At 73.4% G+C, this 22257-nt stretch carries 17 protein-coding genes; 6 read left to right on the top strand and 11 right to left on the bottom strand.

Going from position 1 to position 22257, the window contains the following annotated elements; translation table 11 throughout:
- Positions 1 to 43 precede the first annotated feature (43 nt).
- Entirely contained in the window at positions 44 to 865 is an 822-nt protein-coding gene (locus LZ495_RS03585; RefSeq protein WP_235050348.1) for an MHYT domain-containing protein, read from the top strand.
- Positions 866 to 895: 30 nt separating this feature from the next.
- On the opposite strand, the gene LZ495_RS03595 is transcribed toward LZ495_RS03585, so the two are convergent.
- On the bottom strand, positions 896 to 2659 hold the full coding sequence (locus LZ495_RS03595; RefSeq protein WP_308267567.1) for a DUF3237 family protein: 1764 nt from the start codon (positions 2657 to 2659) through the stop codon (positions 896 to 898).
- A gap of 169 nt (positions 2660 to 2828) precedes the next feature.
- On the opposite strand from LZ495_RS03595, the gene LZ495_RS03600 reads away from it, so the two are divergent.
- Positions 2829 to 3473, top strand: coding sequence for a MarR family winged helix-turn-helix transcriptional regulator (locus LZ495_RS03600; protein WP_235050349.1), 645 nt, complete (start codon positions 2829 to 2831; stop codon positions 3471 to 3473).
- A gap of 9 nt (positions 3474 to 3482) precedes the next feature.
- Here the strand turns inward: LZ495_RS03600 and LZ495_RS03605 are convergent, their stop codons facing one another.
- Positions 3483 to 3851 carry a PH domain-containing protein gene (locus LZ495_RS03605; RefSeq protein WP_235050350.1) on the bottom strand — a complete coding sequence of 123 codons (369 nt, stop codon included), beginning with the start codon at positions 3849 to 3851 and terminating at the stop codon, positions 3483 to 3485.
- A gap of 54 nt (positions 3852 to 3905) precedes the next feature.
- Positions 3906 to 5009, bottom strand: coding sequence for an L-cysteine desulfhydrase Cds1 (cds1, locus tag LZ495_RS03610; protein WP_235050351.1), 1104 nt, complete (start codon positions 5007 to 5009; stop codon positions 3906 to 3908).
- 168 nt (positions 5010 to 5177) lie between these two features.
- On the opposite strand from cds1, the gene LZ495_RS03615 reads away from it, so the two are divergent.
- The 3 genes from LZ495_RS03615 (at position 5178) to LZ495_RS03625 (ending at position 8366) form a co-directional block, all read left to right on the top strand.
- Positions 5178 to 5678, top strand: a complete 501-nt coding sequence (locus LZ495_RS03615) for a SigE family RNA polymerase sigma factor (RefSeq protein WP_235050352.1) — start codon at positions 5178 to 5180, stop codon at positions 5676 to 5678.
- Between the two features lie 175 nt (positions 5679 to 5853).
- Positions 5854 to 6831 (top strand): hypothetical protein, encoded by a 978-nt coding sequence (locus LZ495_RS03620; protein ID WP_235050353.1) that lies wholly within the window; start codon positions 5854 to 5856, stop codon positions 6829 to 6831.
- A 218-nt stretch (positions 6832 to 7049) separates the two neighbouring features.
- Positions 7050 to 8366 carry a DUF2252 domain-containing protein gene (locus tag LZ495_RS03625; RefSeq protein WP_235050354.1) on the top strand — a complete coding sequence of 439 codons (1317 nt, stop codon included), beginning with the start codon at positions 7050 to 7052 and terminating at the stop codon, positions 8364 to 8366.
- 70 nt (positions 8367 to 8436) lie between these two features.
- On the opposite strand, the gene LZ495_RS03630 is transcribed toward LZ495_RS03625, so the two are convergent.
- The 8 genes from LZ495_RS03630 to LZ495_RS03665 all read right to left on the bottom strand — a co-directional run bounded on the left by LZ495_RS03630 (position 8437) and on the right by LZ495_RS03665 (position 21094).
- A complete protein-coding gene (locus LZ495_RS03630) occupies positions 8437 to 9822 on the bottom strand; it encodes a B12-binding domain-containing radical SAM protein (RefSeq protein ID WP_235050355.1) in 1386 nt (461 codons plus the stop codon).
- Between the two features lie 188 nt (positions 9823 to 10010).
- Entirely contained in the window at positions 10011 to 11141 is a 1131-nt protein-coding gene (locus LZ495_RS03635) for an alpha/beta hydrolase (protein ID WP_235050356.1), read from the bottom strand.
- 148 nt (positions 11142 to 11289) lie between these two features.
- Entirely contained in the window at positions 11290 to 12555 is a 1266-nt protein-coding gene (locus LZ495_RS03640; RefSeq protein WP_235050357.1) for an alpha/beta hydrolase, read from the bottom strand.
- Positions 12556 to 12684: 129 nt separating this feature from the next.
- The gene (locus LZ495_RS03645) at positions 12685 to 15435 is read right to left on the bottom strand and encodes a protein kinase family protein (protein ID WP_235050358.1); all 2751 of its coding nucleotides are present in this window, start codon (positions 15433 to 15435) and stop codon (positions 12685 to 12687) included.
- A gap of 23 nt (positions 15436 to 15458) precedes the next feature.
- Positions 15459 to 16313, bottom strand: coding sequence for a hypothetical protein (locus LZ495_RS03650; protein ID WP_235050359.1), 855 nt, complete (start codon positions 16311 to 16313; stop codon positions 15459 to 15461).
- A 5-nt stretch (positions 16314 to 16318) separates the two neighbouring features.
- Complete coding sequence (locus tag LZ495_RS03655) at positions 16319 to 17203, bottom strand: vWA domain-containing protein (protein ID WP_235050360.1); 885 nt, start codon at positions 17201 to 17203, stop codon at positions 16319 to 16321.
- A gap of 132 nt (positions 17204 to 17335) precedes the next feature.
- Positions 17336 to 19165: an IucA/IucC family protein gene (locus LZ495_RS03660; RefSeq protein WP_235050361.1), complete on the bottom strand. Its 1830-nt coding sequence runs from the start codon at positions 19163 to 19165 to the stop codon at positions 17336 to 17338.
- 123 nt (positions 19166 to 19288) lie between these two features.
- Complete coding sequence (locus LZ495_RS03665) at positions 19289 to 21094, bottom strand: IucA/IucC family protein (protein ID WP_235050362.1); 1806 nt, start codon at positions 21092 to 21094, stop codon at positions 19289 to 19291.
- Positions 21095 to 21544: 450 nt separating this feature from the next.
- On the opposite strand from LZ495_RS03665, the gene LZ495_RS03670 reads away from it, so the two are divergent.
- A complete protein-coding gene (locus LZ495_RS03670) occupies positions 21545 to 22246 on the top strand; it encodes a hypothetical protein (protein ID WP_235050363.1) in 702 nt (233 codons plus the stop codon).
- The last annotated feature ends 11 nt before the right edge of the window (positions 22247 to 22257 follow it).

A 22257-nucleotide genomic window follows, 5' to 3' on the forward strand; every position in this document is an offset into this window, starting at 1 on the left:
GCATCACGTGCGTCCGCTGCGACGTCCCCGAAGGGGCCCTTCCATGGGTCAGATCGACCAATTCTCCGCCGGCCTGACCACGCCGGTGGCCGCGTACGCGGTGTCCTGCATCGGGTCCGTCCTCGGCCTGGTGTGCACCACCCGCGCGCACGGTGCGCACGGGTGGGCGCGCCGCCGCTGGTTCGTCCTGGGGGCGTTCGCGATAGGCGGGACCGGCATCTGGGCCATGCACTTCATCGCGATGCTGGGCTTCGCGGTCGAGGGCAGCCCGATCCGCTACGACGCGGTGCTCACCCTCGTCAGCATGCTGGTGGCCATCGTGGTGGTCGGCGCGGGCCTGAGCATCGCGGCGCACGACGCCTCGCGGTTCCGGTTCCTGGCGATGGGCGGCGCGGTCACCGGGTGCGGGGTCGCGACGATGCACTACATGGGCATGGCGGCGCTGCGCATGCGCGGGCACGTCTCGTACGAGCCGAGCACCGTCGTGCTGTCGGTGTGCGTGGCGGTGATCGCCGCGACGCTTGCGCTGTACGCGGCGCTCAACGTGCGGACGCTGGGCTCGATGGCCGGTGCCGCGCTGGCCATGGGAGTGGCGGTCGGCGGCATGCACTACACCGGGATGACCGCGGTGTCCGTGGAAGTGCACGCGCACGACGCGGCCATGACCGGCTCGGACAGCACGCATCTGCTGGCGCCGCTGCTGGTCGGCCTGACCGTGTGCACGCTTGTGGCGCTCGCCATGGTCGGCTGGCGTCCGGAGGCGGCGGCCGACGACGAGGGCCCCGAGCCGGACGCCGCACCGGACGCGCCCGCGCCGGGCAGTGCCGCGCCGGTGACCATCGAGCGGATTCCCGCCGGGGAGTAGAGCCGGCAGGAACCGGTGACCGGCAGTCGGCTACGCCACGGTGTACGCGTCGTAGACGACCGCGTCGGGCGTGCGCATGCCCGCGGCGACGCCCATCGTGCGGTTGAGCCACGCGTAGCGCTCGTCCGAGGTCTCGAAGCGCAGGAAGAGCCGGAAGTAGTACTCGGCCGGGTCGACCGCCTCGCCGCGGGCGAGGCGGCCCATGACCTCGGGCGGCCCGTGCCGCAGGCCGGTGGTGGTGAGGTGGATGAGCGCCCCGTCCGCGGTCTGCAGCGTGTAGCGGGTGTCGATGTCCGCGGCGCCGTCCGGGTGCACGACCTGCCAGTCGCCGCCGCCGGAGAGGATCTCGCCGGTCAGGCGCGGTCCTTCGAACGAACCTCCGACGATCGGGATGATCCGGCGCGCGCCCCAGGGGGTCTCGCCGAGGTCCAGGATCGGGTCGACGCGGATCCGGAAGCGGGCCAGCGGCTCCAGCCCGGGCCGCGGCGGCTGCGGCTGCGGCTGCGGCTGCGGCTGCGGGCCGGGTTCCGCGTTCGCCGCGGGCTGCCACGTCGCGTCGTACGAGGCGCGGCTGTTGAGGGTCTCGGGGTCGAAGCCCGCGGTGCGCTTGTAGGCGGCCGCGACCTCTTCGCGCTCGGCGAGCGACAGGACCTCGTCGATGTCCGCGAAGCCTTCGGGGGCGCGCTCGTGGACCGTGCGCATCACGACCTCCGGGCCGAGCCCGCGGTTGGCCTGCTGGATCGCGGTGGTCGGGGGGCGGCGCTCGGCCTCGTAGCGGGCCAGCCCCTCCTCGGCGGTGGCGCAGGTGGCCAGCGCGTGGGCCAGGACCCGGGCGTCGAGGATCGCCTGCGAGGCGCCGTTCGAACCGATCGGGTACATGGCGTGCGCGGCGTCGCCGAGCAGCGTGGTGCGGCCGTGCGTCCAGCGCGGCAGCGGGTCGCGGTCCACCATCGGGTACTCGAAGACCGTGTCGGCGGCCGCGATGACGGCCGGGACGTCCAGCCAGTCGAACTTCCAGTGCCCGAAGTACCGCAGGATCTCGGCCTGGTCGGCGGGCCGGTTCCAGTCCCCGGGGGCCGGCGGCGGGGTGTCGAGCGGGCGTTCGGCGATCCAGTTGAGCAGGACCGTGCCGTCCGCGTCGGGGGTGTCGGTGAGCGGGTACGCGACGAACTTCTCGGTGCCGTCGCCCGCCATGATCATGGTGCGCCCGTCGAGGTACGCCGGCGCCGCGACGCGCGTGGTGCCGCGCCACAGGACCAGCCCGTTCCACGGCGGCGGACCCTCGCTCGGGAACAGCTGCTTGCGGATCGACGAGCGGATGCCGTCGGCGGCGACCAGCACGTCGCCGTCCACGTGCGAGCCGTCCGCGAGGTGCACGCGCACGCCCGCGCCGCGGTCTTCGTACGAGGCGACCGCCGCGCCGGTGCGGACCGCGCCGGCGCCGAGGCGCTCGCGGACCGCGTCGAACAGCATCATCTGCAGGCTGCCGCGGTGCACCGAGTACTGCGGCCACCGGTAGCCGGCCGCGACGCCGCGCGGCTCGGACCAGATGCCCTGCCCGTGCCTGCTGTAGTAGGCCAGCGCGCTGGTGCGCACGCCCAGACCCGCCAGCCGGTCGGCGAGGCCGAGCTCGGTCAGCTCGCGGACGGCGTGCGGCAGCAGGTTGATGCCGACGCCGAGCGGGCGGATCTCCGGGGCGGCTTCCAGCACGGTGACGCCCGGTATGCCCGCCGCGTGCAGCGACAGCGCGGTGGCGAGCCCGCCGATGCCTCCTCCGGCCACGACGACGTGCACGGGTCCTCCTCGGCTTCCGGGGTGAGCGCGGTGTTGCGAAATACATTGTTATGGCCATAACAATTTTGCTCATGGTGGGGCCTCGGCCCGAATTGCGCAAGGGTTGGCAGGATGGGCGCCGGGCCGGACCGCGCCGCGGCCCGGCGGCACGACGACACGAGGCAGGGCGATGACGCACGACACGCAGCAGCCCGGCGGCCGATCCGGCCGCGGCCCCGCGGGCGGCGGCCGGCCCGGCACGGACGGCCTCCCGGGCGACGCCGGGCTGCCCGACGACGGGCGCCTCCCCGACGTGCGGTACGCCGAGCACGCCCGCACCCGGCTCGCCGACCTGGCCCCGGACGCCGACCCGGACGTCTTCGCGCTCGGCTACCAGCTCCTGCACCTGTCGTACCTGCTGCTCGCCGACCTGGAGTCGACGGTGCACCGGCCGCGCGGCTGGACCGTGCCCGGCTTCCGCATCATGTTCAAGCTGTGGGTGCTGGGCCCGACGCAGCCCGCCCGGCTCGCCGAACTGTCCGTGCTGTCCCGGTCCGCGCTCACCAACGCGGTGCACACCCTGGAACGCGACGGCCTGGTCGAGCGCCGCCGCACCCCGGAGGACAAGCGCGCCGTCCTGATCGCACTGACCCCGCGCGGCACGGACGCGGTCGCCGAGGCCTTCGCGGCCCACGCCGAACGGGAGTCCGCGTGGTTCGCCGCCCTCTCCCCCGACGACCGCCGCCACCTCACCGGCCTGCTGAACCGCATGACCGCAGCCCGCCCGACCGCCACTCCGGGAACGCCGGACACGCCAAGCACGTCGGACGACTGAGCCGACGGGTCAGCTGGAGATGTAGTGCAGGATCACGTTGTGGACGTGGCGGCTCTTCTCCTCGCCGCGGAACTCCACCTGGTAGGTGTGCGTGCCGACGCTGATCGCTATGTGGCCGGACGAGAAGAACGAGCCCGCGAAGGACTTGTTGCTCACCATGCTGACGCTGCTGATCTTGGAGTAGGGCACGCTCGTTATGGCGATCTTCTTGCCCACGAACGAGTTGTCCTGGATGATCACGCGCCGGTCGGTGAGGCCGATGAAGCCGGTGCCCGCGCCGATCGCGTCGTAGACGGCGATGATCTGCTCGTTGGGCATGAGGCCGCTCTGGATCTTCTCGAACTGCTCACGCTTGTCGTACACGACGTTTGCACTCATGTCCCGCGAGCGTAGTCGCCGGTCACGCGGTGCGGAACTCCGGTGCGGGCAGGGTCAGGAGGCCGGCTCGCGCCATTCGCCGGTGTCGTGGAGGTGTTCGATCGCCGCGGTGAACGGCTCGATGTCCAGGCCCTGTTCGGCGAGCCAGTCGTCCGAGTAGTACGAGTGCGCGTAGCGGGCACCGCCGTCGCACAGCAGGGTGACGATCGACCCGGTGCGCCCGGCCGCCCGCATCTCGGCGACGAGTTGGAGCGCCCCCCACAGGTTGGTGCCGGTCGAGCCGCCGGCCTTGTGGCCGGTGAGCCGGTACAGGTGCCGCATGGCGGCGATGGACGCGGCGTCCGGCACCTTCACCATGCGCTCGACGACCTCGGGGATGAAGCTCGGCTCGACGCGCGGGCGGCCGATGCCCTCGATGCGGGACGCGGCGCTGACGGTGGTCGCCGGGTCGTTGCGCGTCCAGCCGTCGAAGAAGGCGGAGTTCTCGGGGTCGACGACCATCAGGCAGGTGTCGTGGCACTGGTAGTGCACGTAGCGGCCGATGGTCGCGCTGGTGCCGCCGGTGCCCGCGCTCACCACGATCCAGGCCGGCACCGGGTGCCGCTCCTGGGCCATCTGCTCGAAGATCGACTCGGCGATGTTGTTGTTGCCGCGCCAGTCGGTGGCCCGTTCGGCGTAGGTGAACTGGTCCATGTAGTGCCCGCCGGTCTCGGCGGCCAGGCGGCGCGAGACGTCGTACACGGTGGCCGGGTCGTCGACCAGGTGGCAGGTGCCGCCGTAGAACTCGATCAGCTCGATCTTCTCCGGGCTGGTGCGCTTGCTCATCACGGCGATGAACGGCAGCCCGAGCATGCGCGCGAAGTACGCCTCGGAGACCGCGGTGGAGCCGGACGACGCCTCGATGACGGTGGTGCCCTCGCGGATCCAGCCGTTGCACAGCGCGTACAGGAACAGCGAGCGGGCCAGGCGGTGCTTGAGACTGCCGGTCGGGTGCGTCGACTCGTCCTTCAGGTACAGGTCGATGCCCCACTCGGGAGGCAGCGGGTAGACCAGGAGGTGCGTGTCGGCCGAGCGGTTCGCATCCGCATTGACCTTGCGGACCGCCTCGCTGACCCAGCTCCTGGTCCGCGCACAGACCCGGTCGACATCCGTACCCACGGTCGCTCCTCGATCAAAGGTGATCAATCTGGCACCAGGGTACGTCTGCACCCGGTCGCGCCCTGATAAGCCGGTGCGAAAAGAATCCCGGCCGAATGTGTGACACGCCCGCGCGGAGCCGCGTCGGTACGGGTGGAAGCACCGCACGCACGCAACGAGGGCGGGGAGATGGCAACAGACCCTGACGAATTCCTGGAATTCGCCACGGCACGGAGCTCGCAGCTCTTCCGGACGGCATGGCTGCTCTGCGGCGACTGGCACCTGGCGGAAGACCTCGTGCAGACCACGCTCGGCAAGCTGTACCGCTCGTGGCGCCGGGTCCGCTCGGCGGACAGCCCGGACGCCTATGCCCGGACCGTCCTGGTCCGCAGCTACCTGTCCTACCGGCGCCGACGCAGCAGCACCGAGCAGCCGTACGGCAGCCTGCCGGACTCGGCGGGCCGCGAGATCGACCCGGCGCTGCGCCTCACGCTGCTCAAGGGCCTCGCCGAACTGCCGCCCAAGGACCGCGCGGTCCTCGTGCTGCGGTACTGGGAGGACCTCAGCGTCGAGCAGACCGCGCAGCAGATGGGCTGCTCCGCCGGGGCGGTCCGGAACCGCTCGCTGCGCGCGCTGGCCAAGCTGCGCACGGTCCTGGGCGGCGAACTGCACCTGCTCACGGCGGCCTGATGACCGGGCCCGCACACCACCGCACTTTCCGGGGACGGACCGCCGGCACGGCCGTACGGCGGGCCCGACACAGACCCGGCACCACCGACCCAGGCCCGGCAGGTCCCGTACGGCCCCGTGCCTTCACTCCCCGGGCCCATGCAGGCCCCGGACTCATCCAGGAGACGGTGAACCGATGAACTCCGACCACCTCGGCACGGCCGGCGCGCCCGACGCGGAGGCGCTGTCCGACGCGATGCGCACCGCCGCGACCGGTGTCCAGGCACCGGCCGGCCTCGTCCAGGGCGGCCTCGCCCGCGGCCGCCGGATGCGCGCGGTGCGCCGCATGCAGATCGTAGGCGCCTCACTGGCCGTCGTCGTCGCGGCGGCGGGCGGCACGCTCGCGCTGACCGCGGCCGACGGGGGCAGCGGCCCGGCCGCCACGGTCGGGAGGCAGCCGACCGTGACCGTCGCCTCGCCGACCGCCCCGGTTCCGAACGTGCCGCGGCTGTCCGCCCAGCAGGTCTGGGAGGCCCTCAAGCCGCTGCTGCCGCCCGGCAGCATCACGAACGTCCAGCTCCACGAGCCGGTGTGGGACGACAACCCGCACAAGATGCAGTCCGCGGCCGGCGTGAGCTTCGTCTTCGACCCGGACGGCAAGGGCGCCGGCGAAGTCTCCTTCTCGATCAAGCCGACCTCCGACCTGGCGGCCTATGAGTGCCCCGACTACACGGGCACGGTGGCGACCTGCTCCCGGGCCGACCTGGCCGGCGGGCTGCTGATCGAGCTGCGCAAGGACCGCGAGTACCCGGTGAGCGCCACCACGGACGACGGCAAAGCCGGCTCCGAAGGCCGCGGCGCGTGGACCCACGCGGCGAACCTCCGCCTCGCCAACGGCTTCGGCGTGACCATGTACTCGACCAGCACCCCCACCGACAAGTCCGGCACCACCGGCCGCCCGGCGGCGGTGCTCACGCTGGAGCAGCAGCAGGCGATCACCTCGGCGCCGGTCTGGCAGTCCCTGGCCGTCCCCGGCTCGCTGCCCACCCGCCAGGCGACGCCCGCGCAGGGCGCCGGGAACGGCGCGGTTCCGGAGAACGTCGGCGCCCCCACCGCGACCACGGCTCCGAGCGGCACCGGCTGGGGCTCGGGAACGGGCACCGGCAAGGGCTGACCGCGCCCCGCGCAGGACAACTGAGCACACCAGGCCCGCCGCCCGTCCCCCCGGGCGGCGGGCCTCCTGCCGTCCGGGACCGACCGGGACCGTCCGCAGCCGTCCATCCCCTTTTCCCTGCCCTTCCCCTGGCCCACATCCGGCCTTTACCGGCGGCCTGACATGCTGCGGAGCAAGCAGGGCAGCACAGCAACAAGCGCGACAAAGGAGTCGGTGGGGTGTTCGAGCAGATCGACCAGGAGGAGCGCGGCGCGCGGATCCTCGACGTGTTCGGCGGGGCGTTCGGCGAGCTCATCGCCGGCGACCCGGGGGCGTTCCGGGTGAAGTTCCGCAAGATGGCGGCGTCGGCGTTCGCCTTCTACCGCGGCACCGCGTGCCTCTACTACGCGGACGTCGACAACCTGGCCAACCCGTACATCGACGACCGCACCGGCCGCGTCTGGATCCACGGCGACCTGCACGCTGAGAACTTCGGCACGTACCTCAACGCGGACGGCAAGCTGGTCTTCAACGTCAACGACTTCGACGAGGCCTACGTCGGCCCGTTCATCTGGGACGTGCAGCGCTTCGCCGCCAGCCTGGCCCTGATCGGCTACGCCAAGGCGCTCAGCGACGACCTGATCGGCGAGCTCGTCGCGGCCTACGCCCGCGCGTACCGCACCCAGATCCTGCTGCTCACCACCGACCCGGCGGCCGCGCAGACCGCGGTGACGCTGGCCACCGCGTCCGGCCCGCTGCTCGACGTGCTGCACCGGGCGCGCCTGCAGACCCGCGTCGGGCTGCTCGACGAGCAGACCGTGATCGAGGGCTACGACCGCCGCTTCGCGCTGTCCGGCGGTGCGTTCGCCCTCGACGACGACACCCGCAAGACCGTGCTGGAGGCCTTCGGCCGCTACCTGGCCACCACCACGGAGACCACCCGGTCGCGGCCCGAGACGTACGACGTCAAGGACGTGGTCGGCCGCCGCGGCGTGGGCATCGGCAGCGCCGGGCTGCCCTCGTACAACCTGCTGATCGAGGGCAACACCGAGGCCCTCGAGAACGACGTGATCCTGTACATGAAGCAGGGCCAGACCCCTGCCGCCAGCCGGCACGTGACCGACCCGGCGGTGCGGGCCTACTTCACGCACGAGGGCCACCGCACGGTGATCTCGCAGCGCGCCCTGCAGGCCGACGCCGATCCGTGGCTCGGCTACACCGACATCGACGGCATCGGCCAGCTGGTCGCCGAGGTCTCGCCGTACGCGAACGACCTGGACTGGTCCGCACTCAACGAGGCCGACGACATCCGCGACGTGGTCGAGTACCTGGCCCGGGCGACCGCGACCATGCACGCGGTCGCCGACGAGGGCAGCAGCGGGCACTCGCTCGTGCCGTTCTCCACCGAGCACGCGATCCGCGATGCGATCGAGCCGGACGAAGAGCAATTCGTCGCGCACATCGTCGAGTTCGCGCACGGCTATGCGGCCCGCACGCGCGCCGACCACGCGATCTTCGTGGACCTGTTCCGGAACGGCCGTATCCCGGGCCTGTAGGCCCGGGCCGGCTTCCCCGCAAGGGCCCCGCGGACGCCGCCACGCCCGTCCCGGTCCGGACCGACCCCGGTCAGGACGCGGCGTGGCGGCCGAACGCGGTCAGCGTGCGCTCCAGCAGCGGCAGCGCGTCGAGCACGTGGCCGCGCCGGATCAGCAGGTCCCAGGCGCCCTCGAACTTCTTCCAGCCGCCCGCGTACGCGAGGTGCCGCAGCTTTTCGCGGGGCAGGTCGTGGGCGTTCGCGCCGCGGTAGATGTTCCGCCAGGCGTAGAAGTCGCGGTACGCCTGCCAGTAGCCGTCTTCGAGCTGCCGCGGCGTCATGCCGTGCGGCCGGTAGACGACGTGCCGGGTGTCGTAGAGGTCCCAGTCGCGGTGCACGATGCGGTCGGCGGCCTCCATGCGCCGGAACTGCCCGGTGCCCGGGTACGGGGTCAGGATGTGGAAGGTGGCCGTCTCGACGCCCGCGCCGACCGCCCAGTCGACGGTCCGCGCGAAGACGTCCGGGCGGTCGTGGTCGAGCCCGAAGACGAAGCTGCCGTTGACCATGACGCCGCAGTCGTGGATGCGCCGCACCACGCGGTTGTAGTCGCGGCCGACGTTCTGGATCTTGAGGGTGTCGGGGAGGTTGCCGCCGTTGACCGACTCGAAACCGACGAACAGGCTGCGCAGGCCGGCGTCGCGGGCGCGCTCCAGCAGGCCCGGTTCCAGCACCGACTTGACCGTCGAGGCGGCCTGCCAGACCCGGCCCATGCCGCGCATGCCGTCGAACAGGGCTTCCGCGAAGCGCCGGTTGCCGAGCAGGTGGTCGTCCAGGAAGTACAGGTGGCGGCCGGGCAGGCGCTCGATCTCGGCGAGCGCGTCGTCGACGGCCTGCGTGTAGAAGCTCTTGCCGCCCTCGAAGAAGGCGTCCTTGTAGCAGAAGTCGCAGTGGTGCGGGCAGCCGCGCGAGACGACGATCGAGTTCGGCACCAGGTAGCGGCCGCGCTTGATCAGGTCCCGGCGGATCGGCGGGAGTCCGGCGAGGGTGCGGGTGGTGGACGTGTACCGCGGTGCGGGATGGCCGTCGCGGAACTCCTTGAGGAACACCGGCCATATGTCCTCGCCGGGGCCGAGGAAGATGCTGTCCGCGTGAGCCGCCGCCTCGTCCGGCAGCGAGGTCACGTGCAGCCCGCCGAGGGCGACGTAGGCGCCCTGCGCACGGAACGCGTCGGCCAGGGCGTAGGCGCGGCGCGCCGAGGTTATGTAGGGCTGGATCACCACCAGGTCCGGGCGGGCGTCCAGCATCGCGGGCAGGTCCAAGGCCTCGACGTGCTCGTCGTACAGCGCCACTTCGTCGTCTGCGGCGAGGTAGCCCGCCAAGGTGGCCAGGCCGAGCGGCGGGAACAGCGCGTATTTCACCGGGCGCCGGGCCGGTCCGGTGGCCTCGGTGAGGGCCGGGAGGATCATCGTGACGCGCATGGCGGATCCCTTCCTGGGGCCGGCGAGGGGGCGTCCGGCCTGCGCGGGACGCCCCGCGCGGGCCGGACTGCCGGCTGTCCTCCCAGCGAAGCCGAAGTCGGGTGGCGCGCGCCGCCGCGCTGCCGGAGATCCGGTGCGAGGATTGTGGAGATATCGCGCGGCGCCCGGCTCCGGCCCCGGCGCGGCCGCTATCCGGCCTGGTCCAGGGCCCCGACGAGCATGGGCAGTGCGTAGTGGATCTCGCGGTCCCAGTACGGCCAGCTGTGCGTTCCCGTCGCCGAGCAGACCTCGGCGGGGATGCCGAGTCCGGCCAGCCGCGCGCGGAAGAGGTTGTTCATCGCCCAGAACGCCTTCTCCACGCCGAGGTCGTCGGTCCCGGCCGCGGTCGGGTCGCTGCACCGCGAGGCGGGCACCGGCGGCGGGTTGCCGCCGTTCCAGTCCCAGCCGGGTCCGGCGGAGCCGTCGCCGTTGCCGTAGGTCAGGTAGAGGCGTGTGCCGCGCAGTCCTTCGGCGATGTCGTACGGATTGCTCGCCGCCCACACCGCTCGCTGCCGCACATCGGCCGGATCGAAGGTGTCGAACGGGTACCCGGGCTCGCCCCAGATCCGGCGCCAGTCGGTCTTCTCCCCGCCCTTGCTGCACGCGAGAGCGCCGAGCTTCACGAAGTCGGGCCCGCTGAAGCCGAGTCCGGGTGCCTTGTAGAGCGTGTGCGACTCCGGCGAAAGCGCCGCGACGGCCCGGAAGTGGCCGGGATTGCGGGCGGCCAGCGAAAGCGCCCCGCCGCCGCCCATCGACAGCCCGAGCACTGCGCGTTCGGTGCCTGCGCGGTAGCGGCTCTCCAGGAGCCGGGGCAGATCGCGCGTGAGGTACTCCTCCCAGCGCGGTGTGCCGCCGCGGCCGCCGTTGTACCAGTCGGTGTAGCTGCTGCAGGGGCTGGTCTCCGGCATCACGACGATGACGTCGCGCTCCGCGGCCATCTCGGCGATGTGCGACGACTCGGTGTACTGCTTGTGGTCGCCGCCTCCGCCGTGCAGCATCCACAGCGTGGGCCACGTGCGCCGCGCGTCCCTGGACCACCCGCGTGGCAGCAACAGGCGTACGGTGGTGAGGAGTTCGCCGGTCGAGGGGGCATCGACCGCGACGTCCATGACCCGCGGGTCGCCGGCGCCGTTCCCGGGGTGCACCGCGGACTCCGGGTACGCCTCCCACAGAACCGACGCCGCGGAACCGCCGTCGGCAGCCGCGGCTTCGGCGACCGCGGGCGATCCGGCGGTCAACGCCAGCGCCAGCACTACGCCGGCAAGTCTCTTCCTCAGCACGGTCCCCGAACCTCCGGCCGGCCCCGGACGCCCCGGTCGGGCGCCCGGAACCGAACACTGCCGGAGGCCGGCCGGCGCCGGTGCGCGCGACGCGTGCCGCGCGCACCGGATTCAGCCGTACGGACCACCGCACCGACCGGACGGCCGGTCAGAGCCCGAGCGACCCCAGCAGCATGGGCAGCGCTGCGTAGATCTCGCGGTCCCAATAGGGCCACGAGTGCAGCCCGTACGCAGCGCACTCGGTGAACGGGATGCCCAACTCCCGCAGGCGGTCGGCGAAGCTCTGGTTCATCTTGCCGTCCACGCGCTCCAGCATCGCCGCGTCGATCACGGCAGGGCTGGGCTTGCCGGTGGGCGGGCTCGCGAGGCAGCGCTGGGGGTTCGGCTGCACCTGGTTCCCGGCGGCGTCGAGTTGGCCCCACGCCCAGCCGGCGCCGGTGATGTCGCCGTCCGGGACCGGCTTTCCGGTGACCGGGTCGAGGGCCGGCGGCTGGGTGGCCGAGGTGTCGGAGCCGTTGCCGTAGTACAGATACAGCGGAGTCCCGCGCAGGCCCTCGGCGTTGTGGATGGCACTATTCGCCAGCCAGTAGTTGCGCTGCCGCAGGTCGGTCGGGTCGTTGGTGAAGAACGGGTAGCCCGGCTCGCCCCAGATGCGCTTCCAGTCCACGCCGCCGGGCGCGCACAGCGGACCGCTGGCCCAGACGATGGACGGGCCGAGGATCGGCTCCGACGTGTCGCCGGGGTGCCACAGCATGTTCACCGCGCCGCTCAGCGACGCCACCGACTTGAAGTGGCCCGGGTGCTTGCCGGCCAGCGTCATCGCACCGCCGCCGCCCATCGAGATGCCGAGTACGGCGCGGTCGCCGCTCGCCCGGTACTGGGACTCGAGGATCTGGCTGACCTCCTCGATGATGTAGTCCTCCCAGTCGGGAGCCAGCGCCTCGTTGTTGCCGTTGTACCAGTTCGAGTAACTGCTGCAGGGGCTGGTCTCCGGCATGACGACCATGACGTCCTTGTCCAGGACCATCTGCTGGATGCTGGACTTGTCGGTGTAGCTCGTGTGGTTGTCGCCGCCGCCGTGCAGCATCCACAGCGTGGGCCAGGTGCGGGTCGCGGTCTTCGACCAGCCGACCGGCAGCAGCACGCGCACCCACTTGACCGGGGCGCCGGTGGACGGCGAGTTGATGCCGATGTCGATGATGCGCTTCTGCGTCGCGGTGCTGTTGTTCGGGTGGACGGGCGTATTGGGGAAGGCCTCCCACCACACCGTCGCGGGATTGGCGGTGGCGTTCGCCGCGGGACCGGCGGCCACCCCCAACCCCAGCAGCGGGGCGAGCACCGCGAGGACCAGCGACCAGCCCGTGAGGCGGCGGCGCGGTATGCGGCGGGATCTTCTCCGGGGTACCTGAAGCATGGACGGACTCCTGGGGACGGACCGGTCGGACGCGCGGCAGCCTGGCCGAGGCGACACGTGTCACACAAGCAAGGATTCAGTCGAACGACTGAAAGATTTCCGATCCTGCGCGGGTCGGCCCCAGGCCGTTCACCGGCCCCGGAGCGCGGCCGCCAAGTAGCGCCGGTAGGTCAGGCTCCGATACCGCAGCGCCTCGGCGCGGGCCGCCTCGCCGCGGGCCACCGCGGCCGCGTGCTCCGCCCGGTGGTCGGCCGCCGCGGCTTCTGCGTCGCGGAGCGCGGCCTCGGCGCGGGCCCGGTCGGCGGCGGCCGCGTGCGCGGACCGCTGCTCCTCGGCGGCGCGTTCGTCCTCCATGGCCTCGAGTTCGGCCAGCGCGGAGGTGCGGGCGCGGGCGGCCTGGCGGTTCAGGTCGAGGCGCCGGTCCGCGCGCCTGCGGTGCAGCTCCTGCGCGGCGTCGTACGGCAGCGCGCCGGGCAGGCGCACCCGCAGGTCGTCCGCGAGGCCGTCGCGCCAGGACTGGAGCCGGCGGGCCACCGAGGGGGCGATCCCGTCCGCCTTGACCGACCGGCCGGGGCCCGACACAACGGCCTGGTCGCGGAGTTCGGGGGACGTGGGCACCGCGGAGGTGACCCGGGTGAAGTCCGCGGCGGTGCGGATGCCGCCGCGCTCCAGCTCGGCGACCAGCCGGGCGCCGAGCAGCGAGACGGGCAGGCCGTGCCGGGCCAGCCCGTCGTCGAGCATGCGCTCCTGGAGTCTGCGCAGGGCTTCGAGCTCTTCCCGCGCGCCGGATCCTTCGAGGGCGGTGCGGCGCTGCTCGACCGAGCGCAGGGCCTCGTCGAGGCGCTGCTGCACGCGCTCCTGCTCGAACCGGTGGCGCTCCGCCAGTGCGGTCGCGGCGGCCGCCTGCCGTACGCCGATCTCGCCGAGGGCGCCTTTGCGGACGAGGACTTCGGCGTCCGCCTCCTGCAACCGGGCGGACGCGTCGGCCGCCGCGACCCGTGCGACCTCGGCCTCCCACTCAGCGGTGCGGGCCTTGAGCATCTCCGGCGTGGTCCGGTACCGGACCCGCAACCGGCGCGTCCCGCGCACGTAGGTGAGGGCCAGCGACGCCGCCGCCCCAAGTGCCACCGGCAGCCCCAGGATCCACCAGCCGACGAGCGCCACCGCAACTCCCCCGACTGCTGCGGCTATGCCTGTCGCCCAGACCGCAAGGGTCCACCGCACGGCTGCAACATCCGCACGCCCCAAGGGCGCGAATGCCGCCACCGGCGAGGGAGAAGGTGACGTACTCGAGTACGAGTTCGCCCCCACACCCGACTGCGGGACGGAGGCACCCAGGCTGCTCCCCGGCCCGGTTCCTGGTGCCGCCGAACTCCCTGCCGCGGGGGGTGAGACCCTTGAGGCTCCCGCGGACGGGGCGGTTGCACGACCACCGCCGGGCCGAACGCCGGACCGGGCCGTACCAGGCGCGCGGCCCGATTGCGCAGCAGGCGAACCTCGCCCGCCTCCTTGTGCGCGACCCGGCGTCCCCCCACCTGCCGTTCCACCTGCGCTCGCTCCGTGCCCGGCCGTGCCGGGTGCCGGAGGTGGGCCGGGCGCGTGGCCCGGCTGCGGAGCCGTGGTTCCTGGGCTGTTCCCCTGCCCTCGCCCGGCTCCCCGCGCTGCGGAGTTGCGCGCTGGACGGACCTGTTCGCCAGGGGCGGCTGGTGGCTGCGTACGGCCCTGCGTATCCCCGCCCGCTGTTCCGCCTGACCCCGGTCCCGGTCGGGCCGTGCCGGGTGCCGGAGGCGGGCCAGGCGTGTGGCCCGGTTGCGGTGGAGCCTCGTGCGCTGTGCGGGCGGCCTGCTGTGCGGCCAGTCCCTCGGCCAGCCAGCCCGGCAGCCGCAGATTCCCTTCCTCCGCGCGGCAGGGCACGGGCGGCAGCGTGGGGGGCACCAAGGGCGCCACGGCGGCGACCGGTTCACGGCACCAATGAGCCAGGCGCGCGAAGTCCGCGGTCAGTTCCGGGACGGCGCAGGCCACCGACGCGAAGCGGTCCGACGCGGTGGGGTCCGCGTAGTCGTCGCCTTTCAGCAGCAGGTGCTCGCCGCCCTCCTCGTGGTACGTGCGCCACAGTTCGGGGGCGCGAGCCAAGGCTCGCAGGCTCAGGTGGATCACGTGCGCCGAGAAGCGGTCCAGGCCGGGGCCGAAGTCCCGGGGGCCGCGCGCGGGGTGCTGGTAGTTGCGGTGGCCGTGTTCGGCGGCCGGCAGGCCCGCCAGCGCGGGGACGTACATGCCGTCGTAGTCGATGAGCCGCAGGCTGCCGTCGGGGCGCACGACGATGTTGCCGTGCTGCAGGTCGCCGTGCGCGAAGCCGGCCGCCTCCAGGTCGCGGACCAGGTCGGCGAACCGGTCGGCGAGGGCGCCGATCGCGGCGGGGTCGTCGAGGTGCTCTTCCAACCACGGTATGAGCCCGGTGCCTTCGACCCACTCCATCAGGATCACCGGGTACCAGGTCCCGTGCACCAGCACGCCCCTCGGCACGTACTCGACCGGCACCCGCCAGTCCCCCGCCGCAGCCCGCAGCGCCTCGCCTATCGCGCGGTAGCGCCGCAGGCGGCCCGGGACCGCGCGGGTGAAGCATTTGACCGCGATCTCGCGTCCCGCGCCGGGTTCGGCCGAGGTGACCCGGAAGACGCTGCCGAAGTTCCCGGACACCACGCGCGGCATGCGCAGCGCACCGCCCATGGCGACCTGCCCGCGGGCCACCGCGGGATGCGCGAAGCACAGCGTGGTGTCGCGGAGCGCCTCGCTGTAGTCCGCGCCCGTCGGGTACGTCTCGCGTACCTGCGGGCCGCCGCCCGCCGGACGCCGCCCCTCCCGCGTGCCCTCCCCGCTCATGTCCGTCCCCCCGCCGGCCCTGCTCAGCGCGGCTCTATGCGTACGAGTGTCACGTCGTCGTTGCGCATTTCCCCGGCGCCGCGCTGGCGGCCCACCCAGGACGCCAGGTCCCGCGGTGCCGCGGAGTCCAGCGCGCGCAGCATCTCCCAGGGTCTGCGGCCGTGTTCGGCCTGCCGCAGGAACCACGCGGCCATCGCGTCGGTGGCCAGGTAGAAGCGGTCGCCGGCCAGCCAGCCGCCGGTCGCGTGGCGGGCCCGCTCGGCGACCAGCGCGCGGTCCTGCCCGCGGCTCGCGGCCAGCGCGGGGCGGGTGTCGAAGCCGTCCGACGCGTCGACCGGGAAGGCCAACCGGAGCCGGTCCCCGCGCACGTGGAAGAGGCACGAGTCGCCGAGGGCGACCGCCGACCAGTGGCCGCACGCGGGCGCCCAGCGATGCGCCGCGAAGTGGGCGACCAGCACGGTGGCATGCGCGCCGCGGTCCAGGCCGGGGCGTTCGTACCAGGCCAGCGGGCGGCCGCGCAGTTCGCGCCGGTGCTCGTAGCGCTTGGTGAGGTCGGGCCAGCGGTCCGCGGCGCGGGCCAGAACGTCGGCGAAGCCGAGCCCGGTGCGCAGCAGTCCGGTCGGTGCCGAACCCGCGCCGCGGACCAGGAGTTCGGCCCAGCGCCGGGCGAGCAGGCTCTCGGAGGCGCCGTCCGCGACCGCGGCGCGCAGGGTGGCGACGCGGCCGACCTCGCCGCGCCGGCAGGCCGGTCCGGGCGGCGGCAGGATGCTGCGGGCGGAGCCGGGGGCAGCGCTGCTGCCGACCCAGGCGGCGTCCTCGTATTCGTGCGGCTCGGCACCGCTCTTGTGCAGCGCGAGCACGGTCACGTGGGCGCGCATCGCCGCTACCTGAGGTCCGCGGCGCGCGTGCCTATGTCGAGGAACTGCACGACCGCGGACAGGTCCGCATTGAAGACGAACCCCTTGGCGCCGTCCGCGACGTCCTGGCCCTGCTCGGTGGCGTAGGCCCGCATGCCGGGCGGCAGTTCGCTCGACATGTGGGAGAGCAGGCGCGCGTACTGGTCGGGGAGTTCGTCGTCGGGTGCAGGGAACTGCACAGGTGCGGTGCGGTTCGCCGAGATGTGCAGGTTGAACAGCAGCGCCTCGCCGTCCCCGGTGACGTGGTAGCGCAGCCGGGTCGCGGCCTCGTCGGGGTTGCCGTCCGTGGACTCGCCGTCGGTGAGGTTGAGGACGATGGGCGGGAAGCCGTCCGGGTACGCGTCGACCCAGCGCGAGACGACCTTCCCGGCGGCGGCGAGGGCCTCGCACATGGGGGTGCCGCCGGAGGCCACCGGTTCGACCCATACCGGGGATTCGATGGTGCGCTCGACCAGTCCGCCGGCCCCGTCCGGGACCTTCTTGGTGCGCGCCTCGAAGCGCGCGGGGAAGGCCGCGATCTCGCTGAGCGGCACCAGTTCGCGTCCGGCCAGCGGGCCCGCGAGTGCGGGCTGCACGATGCCGCCGTAGCCGATCACGGTGATGGTGAAGTAGTCGCGGACGCCTTCCTCCTTGGCGCAGCGCACCGACAGTTCGAACAGCAGCCGGTTGAGCGAGTCGGCCACCACGTCGGCCTTGCGGACCGGGGCCGTTTCGGCTTCGGCCTCGGTGCGGGCCTTGCCGTCCGGTGCGCCGGGCGCCGTGCCGATCGGGTCGTGCATCGAACTCGACTGGTCGATCAGGAAGATCAGGCAGGCCGGGTGGGCCCGGCTGATCTCTGCGGTGTACGGCATGCAACATCCCTTCGGGTCCCATGGGCATGGGCATGACGTTGGGCTCGACGTGCTGCGTCCCCAGCCTAAGGACGTCCGCGCGCGGCCGTCCAAGGGACTTTCCTCCACTCGCGGCGGGGTGGTCCGGGGCGCTCAGGCTTCGGGGCCGTGCAGCGGGCTGGGCAGGAGCTCGGGCGGGCCGCTGCGCTGGCGCGGCAGCCGGTCGCGGTTGGGGGTGTGCCGGGCCAGGCGCGGGCCGAGCAGGTCGAACCGCGGGTAGCGCTCCTTGAGTTCGGGGAAGCGCTGCTGGTAGCGGGTCACCTCGGCGCGGACCAGGGACCAGAAGACGGCCTCGGGGACGCCGAGGTCGTCGTCGGCGATGGCCGAGAGGTGCCGCAGGGGTCCGCCGAAGAGTCCGCCGCCGACCAGCGCACCCAGGTCCGCTGCGGTGTAGCGGGCGGCCGCGCGGCGCGGCGCGAACTCGGGCCCGGGTCCGGGATCTTCCGCCATCTCCGGGGCCAGTCCCTCGGCTTCCGGGAAGGGTGTCCCGTCCGGGTCTCCGCACACGAGCAGCCCGCGGGCGACGTCGCGGACCGCGAGCCGCACCGGGACTTCCCCGGCGTCCGAGACGACCACCAGGGCTTCGCCGTAGCTGGGGAACGCCAGACCGTACCGGTAGAGCAGGTGCAGCAGCGGCGGCAGGACGGCGCTGCACAGCCAGCGGAGCCACTCGCGCGGAGCGAGTCCGGACCGCGCGACCAGTTCGGCGACCAGCGGCCGGCCGGTGTGGTCGCGGTGCAGCAAGGCCGGGAGGGGGCGGGCGCGTTCGCCGGTGTCCAGGCGGGCCGCGAGGGGCTCGCTCCACAGGGCGCCGAGCAGCCCGCGGTACGGATGCCCGCCGGACTCGCCGCGGACCGGGTCGAGGTGCGGGTGCCGGACGGCGACCGATGCCAGGTCGGCGAGCAGCAGCACCCGGGTCTCGCCGTGCAGGAACGGGTCGGCGTGGTAGCGGTCCACGAGGCGGCGGGTGATGTCCGGCGAGACCGCGGCGGGTGCGGGGACCGGGCAGCCGAGCGGCGCGTCGGGGCCGGCCAGCGGGAGTGCGACGTCGCGGCGGCCGGGCCGGTCCAGGTTGGTGAAGCCGCCGCCGGCCTGGCGCGGCAGGTAGCGGTCCGGGCCGCCGTCGCCCAGCGGTACGAGCAGGCCGTGCGCCAAGTCGGCGGCGAAAAGCGGGAGTACGGTCTCGTCCCACTGCCACGGATGCACCGGCAGCCATAAGTAGTCGGCCGGGTCGGCGCCGCGGTCCCGCAGCCGGGCGGTGAAGCGGCGGCGGGTGGACGGGTCGAGTTCCTCGGTGCGCAGCCGCTGCTCGGTCAGGTCGGGTGTGCTGGTGTGCCAGGTGGCGATGTCGCGGTGCACGGCCGCCCACGGGAGGCGGATCGGGTTGCGGGCCTCGGGCGCCCAGCGGCTGGCATCGGTGGCCGAGAAGCCGGGCCGCACGCGGTCCGGCACCAGGCCGGGGCGGCCGCCGACGCGGCCTTCCAGGTCGAGGTAGGCCAGGTCGGCGAGTTCGGCCGCGGTGGGCCGGTCCCGGGCGTCGTCGCGGGCCGCGCCGAGCAGGGCGACGCTGACATCGCGGACCAGGCGGGCGGTCGCCTCCGCGGTGAGGCCGAGGTCGGCGCGGGCGTCCACGATGAGCCGCGCCGGGTCGGTGGCGGGCGCTGCGGCGCCGTCCGCGACCCGGAGCACCGAGCCGGGCTGGATGCGCCACGACCCGAACGCGCCGCGCCGGGCCCGGAAGGAGTAGACGACGTGCCCGGCCAGTTCGAGCCGGTAGCGGCCGTCGGGGCGGGCGGCGTCCTCGTCCGGGACCGGGGTGAGCAGGTCTTCGTAGGCGTACTCGGCGAGCACCGTGAGCAGGAGTCCGGCGGAGGCCCGCTGCCATGCGGGACCGGTGAGTTCGGGGAAGTCGGGCAGTGGCACGGGCCCTCCTGACGTGCGCGGCGCGATGCCCTGCTCCGGCGCGGTGCGCGCGCCGGGCACACAGGGCACACGCCGAAAGTAACGCAGGGCCTGCGCGGCGTCAGCCGGATCACGCCAAGCCGATCATCCGGCGGCGACCGGGTCGGCGATCGGGCCGACGACCGGGGTGGCGATCGGGTTGGCGATGTCCACGTACACCGTGCGGTTCGTGCGCGGTCCGGGCGGTGCGGCCAGGCCCGCCACCCGGGTGCGCAGGTTGGCCTTGCAGCGCAGCCGGGGCGCGTCCAGCAGCGTGGTGATCAGGTCGCCCGCCCGCAGCGCCTGGTCGGCTTGCCCGGCGCGCACCCCGGAGAGGAAGGTGCGGACCCGGGCCAACATGCGGTGTTCGTCGGCGAGGCCTTCGGCGCCCATCGCGCCGACCAGGCCGAGGACGTTGTTGACGCCCACGCAGTAGCCGAGGCGCTCGTCCACCACCGCGTCGGTGGACCAGGTCGCGGCGTCCTCGCGGACGTCCTGGGGCAGCCAGCGGGCCAGCGTGCTGCTGCGGGTCGGCGAGAAGTGGTAGCCCTGGTTGCCGCGGTAGCGCCCGCCGATGGGCCAGCCGTCCGGGTCGAGGACCACCAGCGTGTTCTGCTGGTGGGCTTCGAGGCCGAGCCCGTATTCGGCGTACAGCCACAGGACGGGTGCGACCACCACGTCGAGGTACCGCCGCAGCCAGGTGTCGGCGACCTCGGCGAGCGGGCGCCCGGTGTGCAGGGCGAGGTGGTGCACGGTACGCCCGAGCAGCGAGCGCCCGGCCGGTGCGGCGGCCGGTCCGGTGTCGGCGGCCGGCTGCGCGGCGGTCAGCCCGGCCACGCACTGCACGCGGTCCCGCGGGCCGAACGGGTTGTCCCGGACCACGAGTTCGAGGCCGCTCTCGCCGTCCGGCCCGGGTCCGCGCAGGGTCAGCCAGCCGAGGTCGCGCAGCACGTCGAAGCCGGGGTGCGCGCCGTGCAGGACGCGCTTGAGGCCCGCGTCGAGCATGCGGTGCACGGCGATCCCGCGGCGCATCTCGGAGCGCAGGTTCTCGCGCCGCGAGTCGGCGATCTCGGCGCCCAGCGAGGTCTTGAGCATGACCGGCGCGTCGGCGCGGTACAGCGTGCGCACCGACGAGGTCGGCGACCAGTCGGGGCCGGCCGGGCCGAGGTCGTGCAGCTGCCCGGCGTCGAGCAGCGCCCGGACGCCGGGGCGGGTGACCGCGTCCCGGGCCTGCCAGGGGTGGGCCGGGAAGACCACGGTGCCGGGCGGGCGTTCGAGGCCGGGTCCGGCGAGGCGGGCGAATATGGCGGGCAGCGGTCCGATCAGGTCCTCGTCGAGCTGGACCACGTCGGGGTCGGCGGCGAACCAGTGCAGCGGGAAGCGGCCGCGGAGCTCCGGGGAGAACCGTTCCGCCTCGGCGTCCCCGACGCCCTGGCGGCTGTGCGGGGTGGGGTGGAACGGGTGGCCCAGGAGCAGCGCCTGCTCGGCCTCCAGGAAGGGCGTGGCGGCCGGTTCGCCGCCGCGGGCGGCCAGGTGCCCGGCGGTGCGGCGTACCGAGTCGGCGACCCGGGCGGCGAACTCGGCGGCCACGTCGGCGCGTCGGTCGGCGCACAGCAGGCGGGCCAGTGCGGCGGCGTCCAGGGTGCCGCCGCCGGGTGCGGGGACCGCGCCGAAGCGGTGCCATCCGGTCGGCGAGTGGTACTCGAGGGGGATGTCGACGACCGGCCCTGCGTCGCCGAGGGCGACCCGCACGGCCGGGCCTTCGCGTACCGCGACGCCGTCCTCGCGCAGCAGGCAGCGCAGGAGGGCCTCGACCGCGGCATGATCGGCGGCCGTGTCGGCATCGGTTGTCGGACCGGGCTGCTGGTGGGGCGCGGACCGCGCCGCCGGAACCTGACCGGATAGCGACATGGGCTGTACGGACCTCCCCCTGGTCGACAACGGCCGTGCGGTGGGGCGGTGTTCGGCGGCGCACCTGCTGCGGGTCGTACCTGGCTCATGCTTCCGGCAGCACTCCTGACCGCGGCTTCGCGGTCATGTGCTGTTCGGAGAACGGTAACCCATCCGACCGGGAACCACCCGAGCCCGACAACCGTCTGATCACACGATCGTGGCGGCCTTCCGGCGGTGCCGGGGAGGCGCTCGCTACGATACGAACCACCGTTGCCGGTACGCGGACCTCCGGGTCCGGGGACACCGGCAGGCGGCCGGAGTGGGGGGACAGTTCCATTCCGTGCGGCATCCGAAGGGGGGGTCCTTCCGGAGCGCACGGCGACCCGTCACGGCCGATCCACCTCGCTGCCCGGCACAGTCCTGTGCCCGGGCCGTCCCCACATGGATCGGCGTGGCACGGAGACGACGATGAACCAGTACTGGGGCCACCAGCGGCGCACGCCGCCCGCGGCGAACTACGGACCGCCGCAGTACATGCCCGGCCCGGTGCAGGGCGGGCCGCCGCACGGCGGCGACCGGAACGGCGACCGCAACGGCAAGCTGATGCTGATCCTCACCCTGGTGGGCACCGTCGCGACGGTCGTCAGTGTGCTGGTCGCGCTGGGCATCGGCCCGTTCGACCTGTCGTCCGGCAAGGACGACAGCCCGCAGGCCGTCCCGGCCGCGAACGACGCCGCGAAGAAGGACGTCCGGGTCCTCAAGGACTACGTCGCCGACGTGAACAAGCTCTGCAGCGACCGGCAGGGCGAGATCACCCAGAAGCTGGACGCGTTCGACCAGGCGATCACCGTGTACAACACGGACCCCGAGGACCCGGCCGCGGTCACCGAGGTGCAGCGCTCGCTGCGTTCGGTGTCGCTGACCTACTCCTCGCTGGTCAAGCAGATCAACGCGGTGCCGCGCCTGGACGGCAAGGGGCAGGACGCGCAGGACGCCGAGGAGTGGCGTTCGTCGTACGAAAGCCAGGTCAAGCTGATCGAGCAGGCGTCCATGGAACTCGACGCGGGCGACCCGGCCTTCGCGGACACCATCGGCCGGGCCACCGACGGCTCGGAGGAGTCGGACCGGCTGCAGCAGGTGTCCGACAAGATCGGCGTGGTCTGCGACTAAGCCACCGGCCA

The organism is Yinghuangia soli, assembly GCF_021502675.1.
In the GTDB taxonomy this organism is placed as follows: domain Bacteria; phylum Actinomycetota; class Actinomycetes; order Streptomycetales; family Streptomycetaceae; genus Yinghuangia; species Yinghuangia soli.

What these genes read in the sequence shown, in the direction of transcription:
- LZ495_RS03585 (WP_235050348.1), top strand. Translation starts at nt 44, where the DNA reads ATGGGTCAGATCGACCAATTCTCCGCCGGCCTGACCACGCCGGTGGCC.
- LZ495_RS03600 (WP_235050349.1), top strand. Translation starts at nt 2,829, where the DNA reads ATGACGCACGACACGCAGCAGCCCGGCGGCCGATCCGGCCGCGGCCCC.
- LZ495_RS03605 (WP_235050350.1), bottom strand. Translation starts at nt 3,851, where the DNA reads ATGAGTGCAAACGTCGTGTACGACAAGCGTGAGCAGTTCGAGAAGATC.
- LZ495_RS03615 (WP_235050352.1), top strand. Translation starts at nt 5,178, where the DNA reads ATGGCAACAGACCCTGACGAATTCCTGGAATTCGCCACGGCACGGAGC.
- LZ495_RS03620 (WP_235050353.1), top strand. Translation starts at nt 5,854, where the DNA reads ATGAACTCCGACCACCTCGGCACGGCCGGCGCGCCCGACGCGGAGGCG.
- LZ495_RS03630 (WP_235050355.1), bottom strand. Translation starts at nt 9,822, where the DNA reads ATGCGCGTCACGATGATCCTCCCGGCCCTCACCGAGGCCACCGGACCG.
- LZ495_RS03640 (WP_235050357.1), bottom strand. Translation starts at nt 12,555, where the DNA reads ATGCTTCAGGTACCCCGGAGAAGATCCCGCCGCATACCGCGCCGCCGC.
- LZ495_RS03645 (WP_235050358.1), bottom strand. Translation starts at nt 15,435, where the DNA reads ATGAGCGGGGAGGGCACGCGGGAGGGGCGGCGTCCGGCGGGCGGCGGC.
- LZ495_RS03650 (WP_235050359.1), bottom strand. Translation starts at nt 16,313, where the DNA reads ATGCGCGCCCACGTGACCGTGCTCGCGCTGCACAAGAGCGGTGCCGAG.
- LZ495_RS03655 (WP_235050360.1), bottom strand. Translation starts at nt 17,203, where the DNA reads ATGCCGTACACCGCAGAGATCAGCCGGGCCCACCCGGCCTGCCTGATC.
- LZ495_RS03665 (WP_235050362.1), bottom strand. Translation starts at nt 21,094, where the DNA reads ATGTCGCTATCCGGTCAGGTTCCGGCGGCGCGGTCCGCGCCCCACCAG.
- LZ495_RS03670 (WP_235050363.1), top strand. Translation starts at nt 21,545, where the DNA reads ATGAACCAGTACTGGGGCCACCAGCGGCGCACGCCGCCCGCGGCGAAC.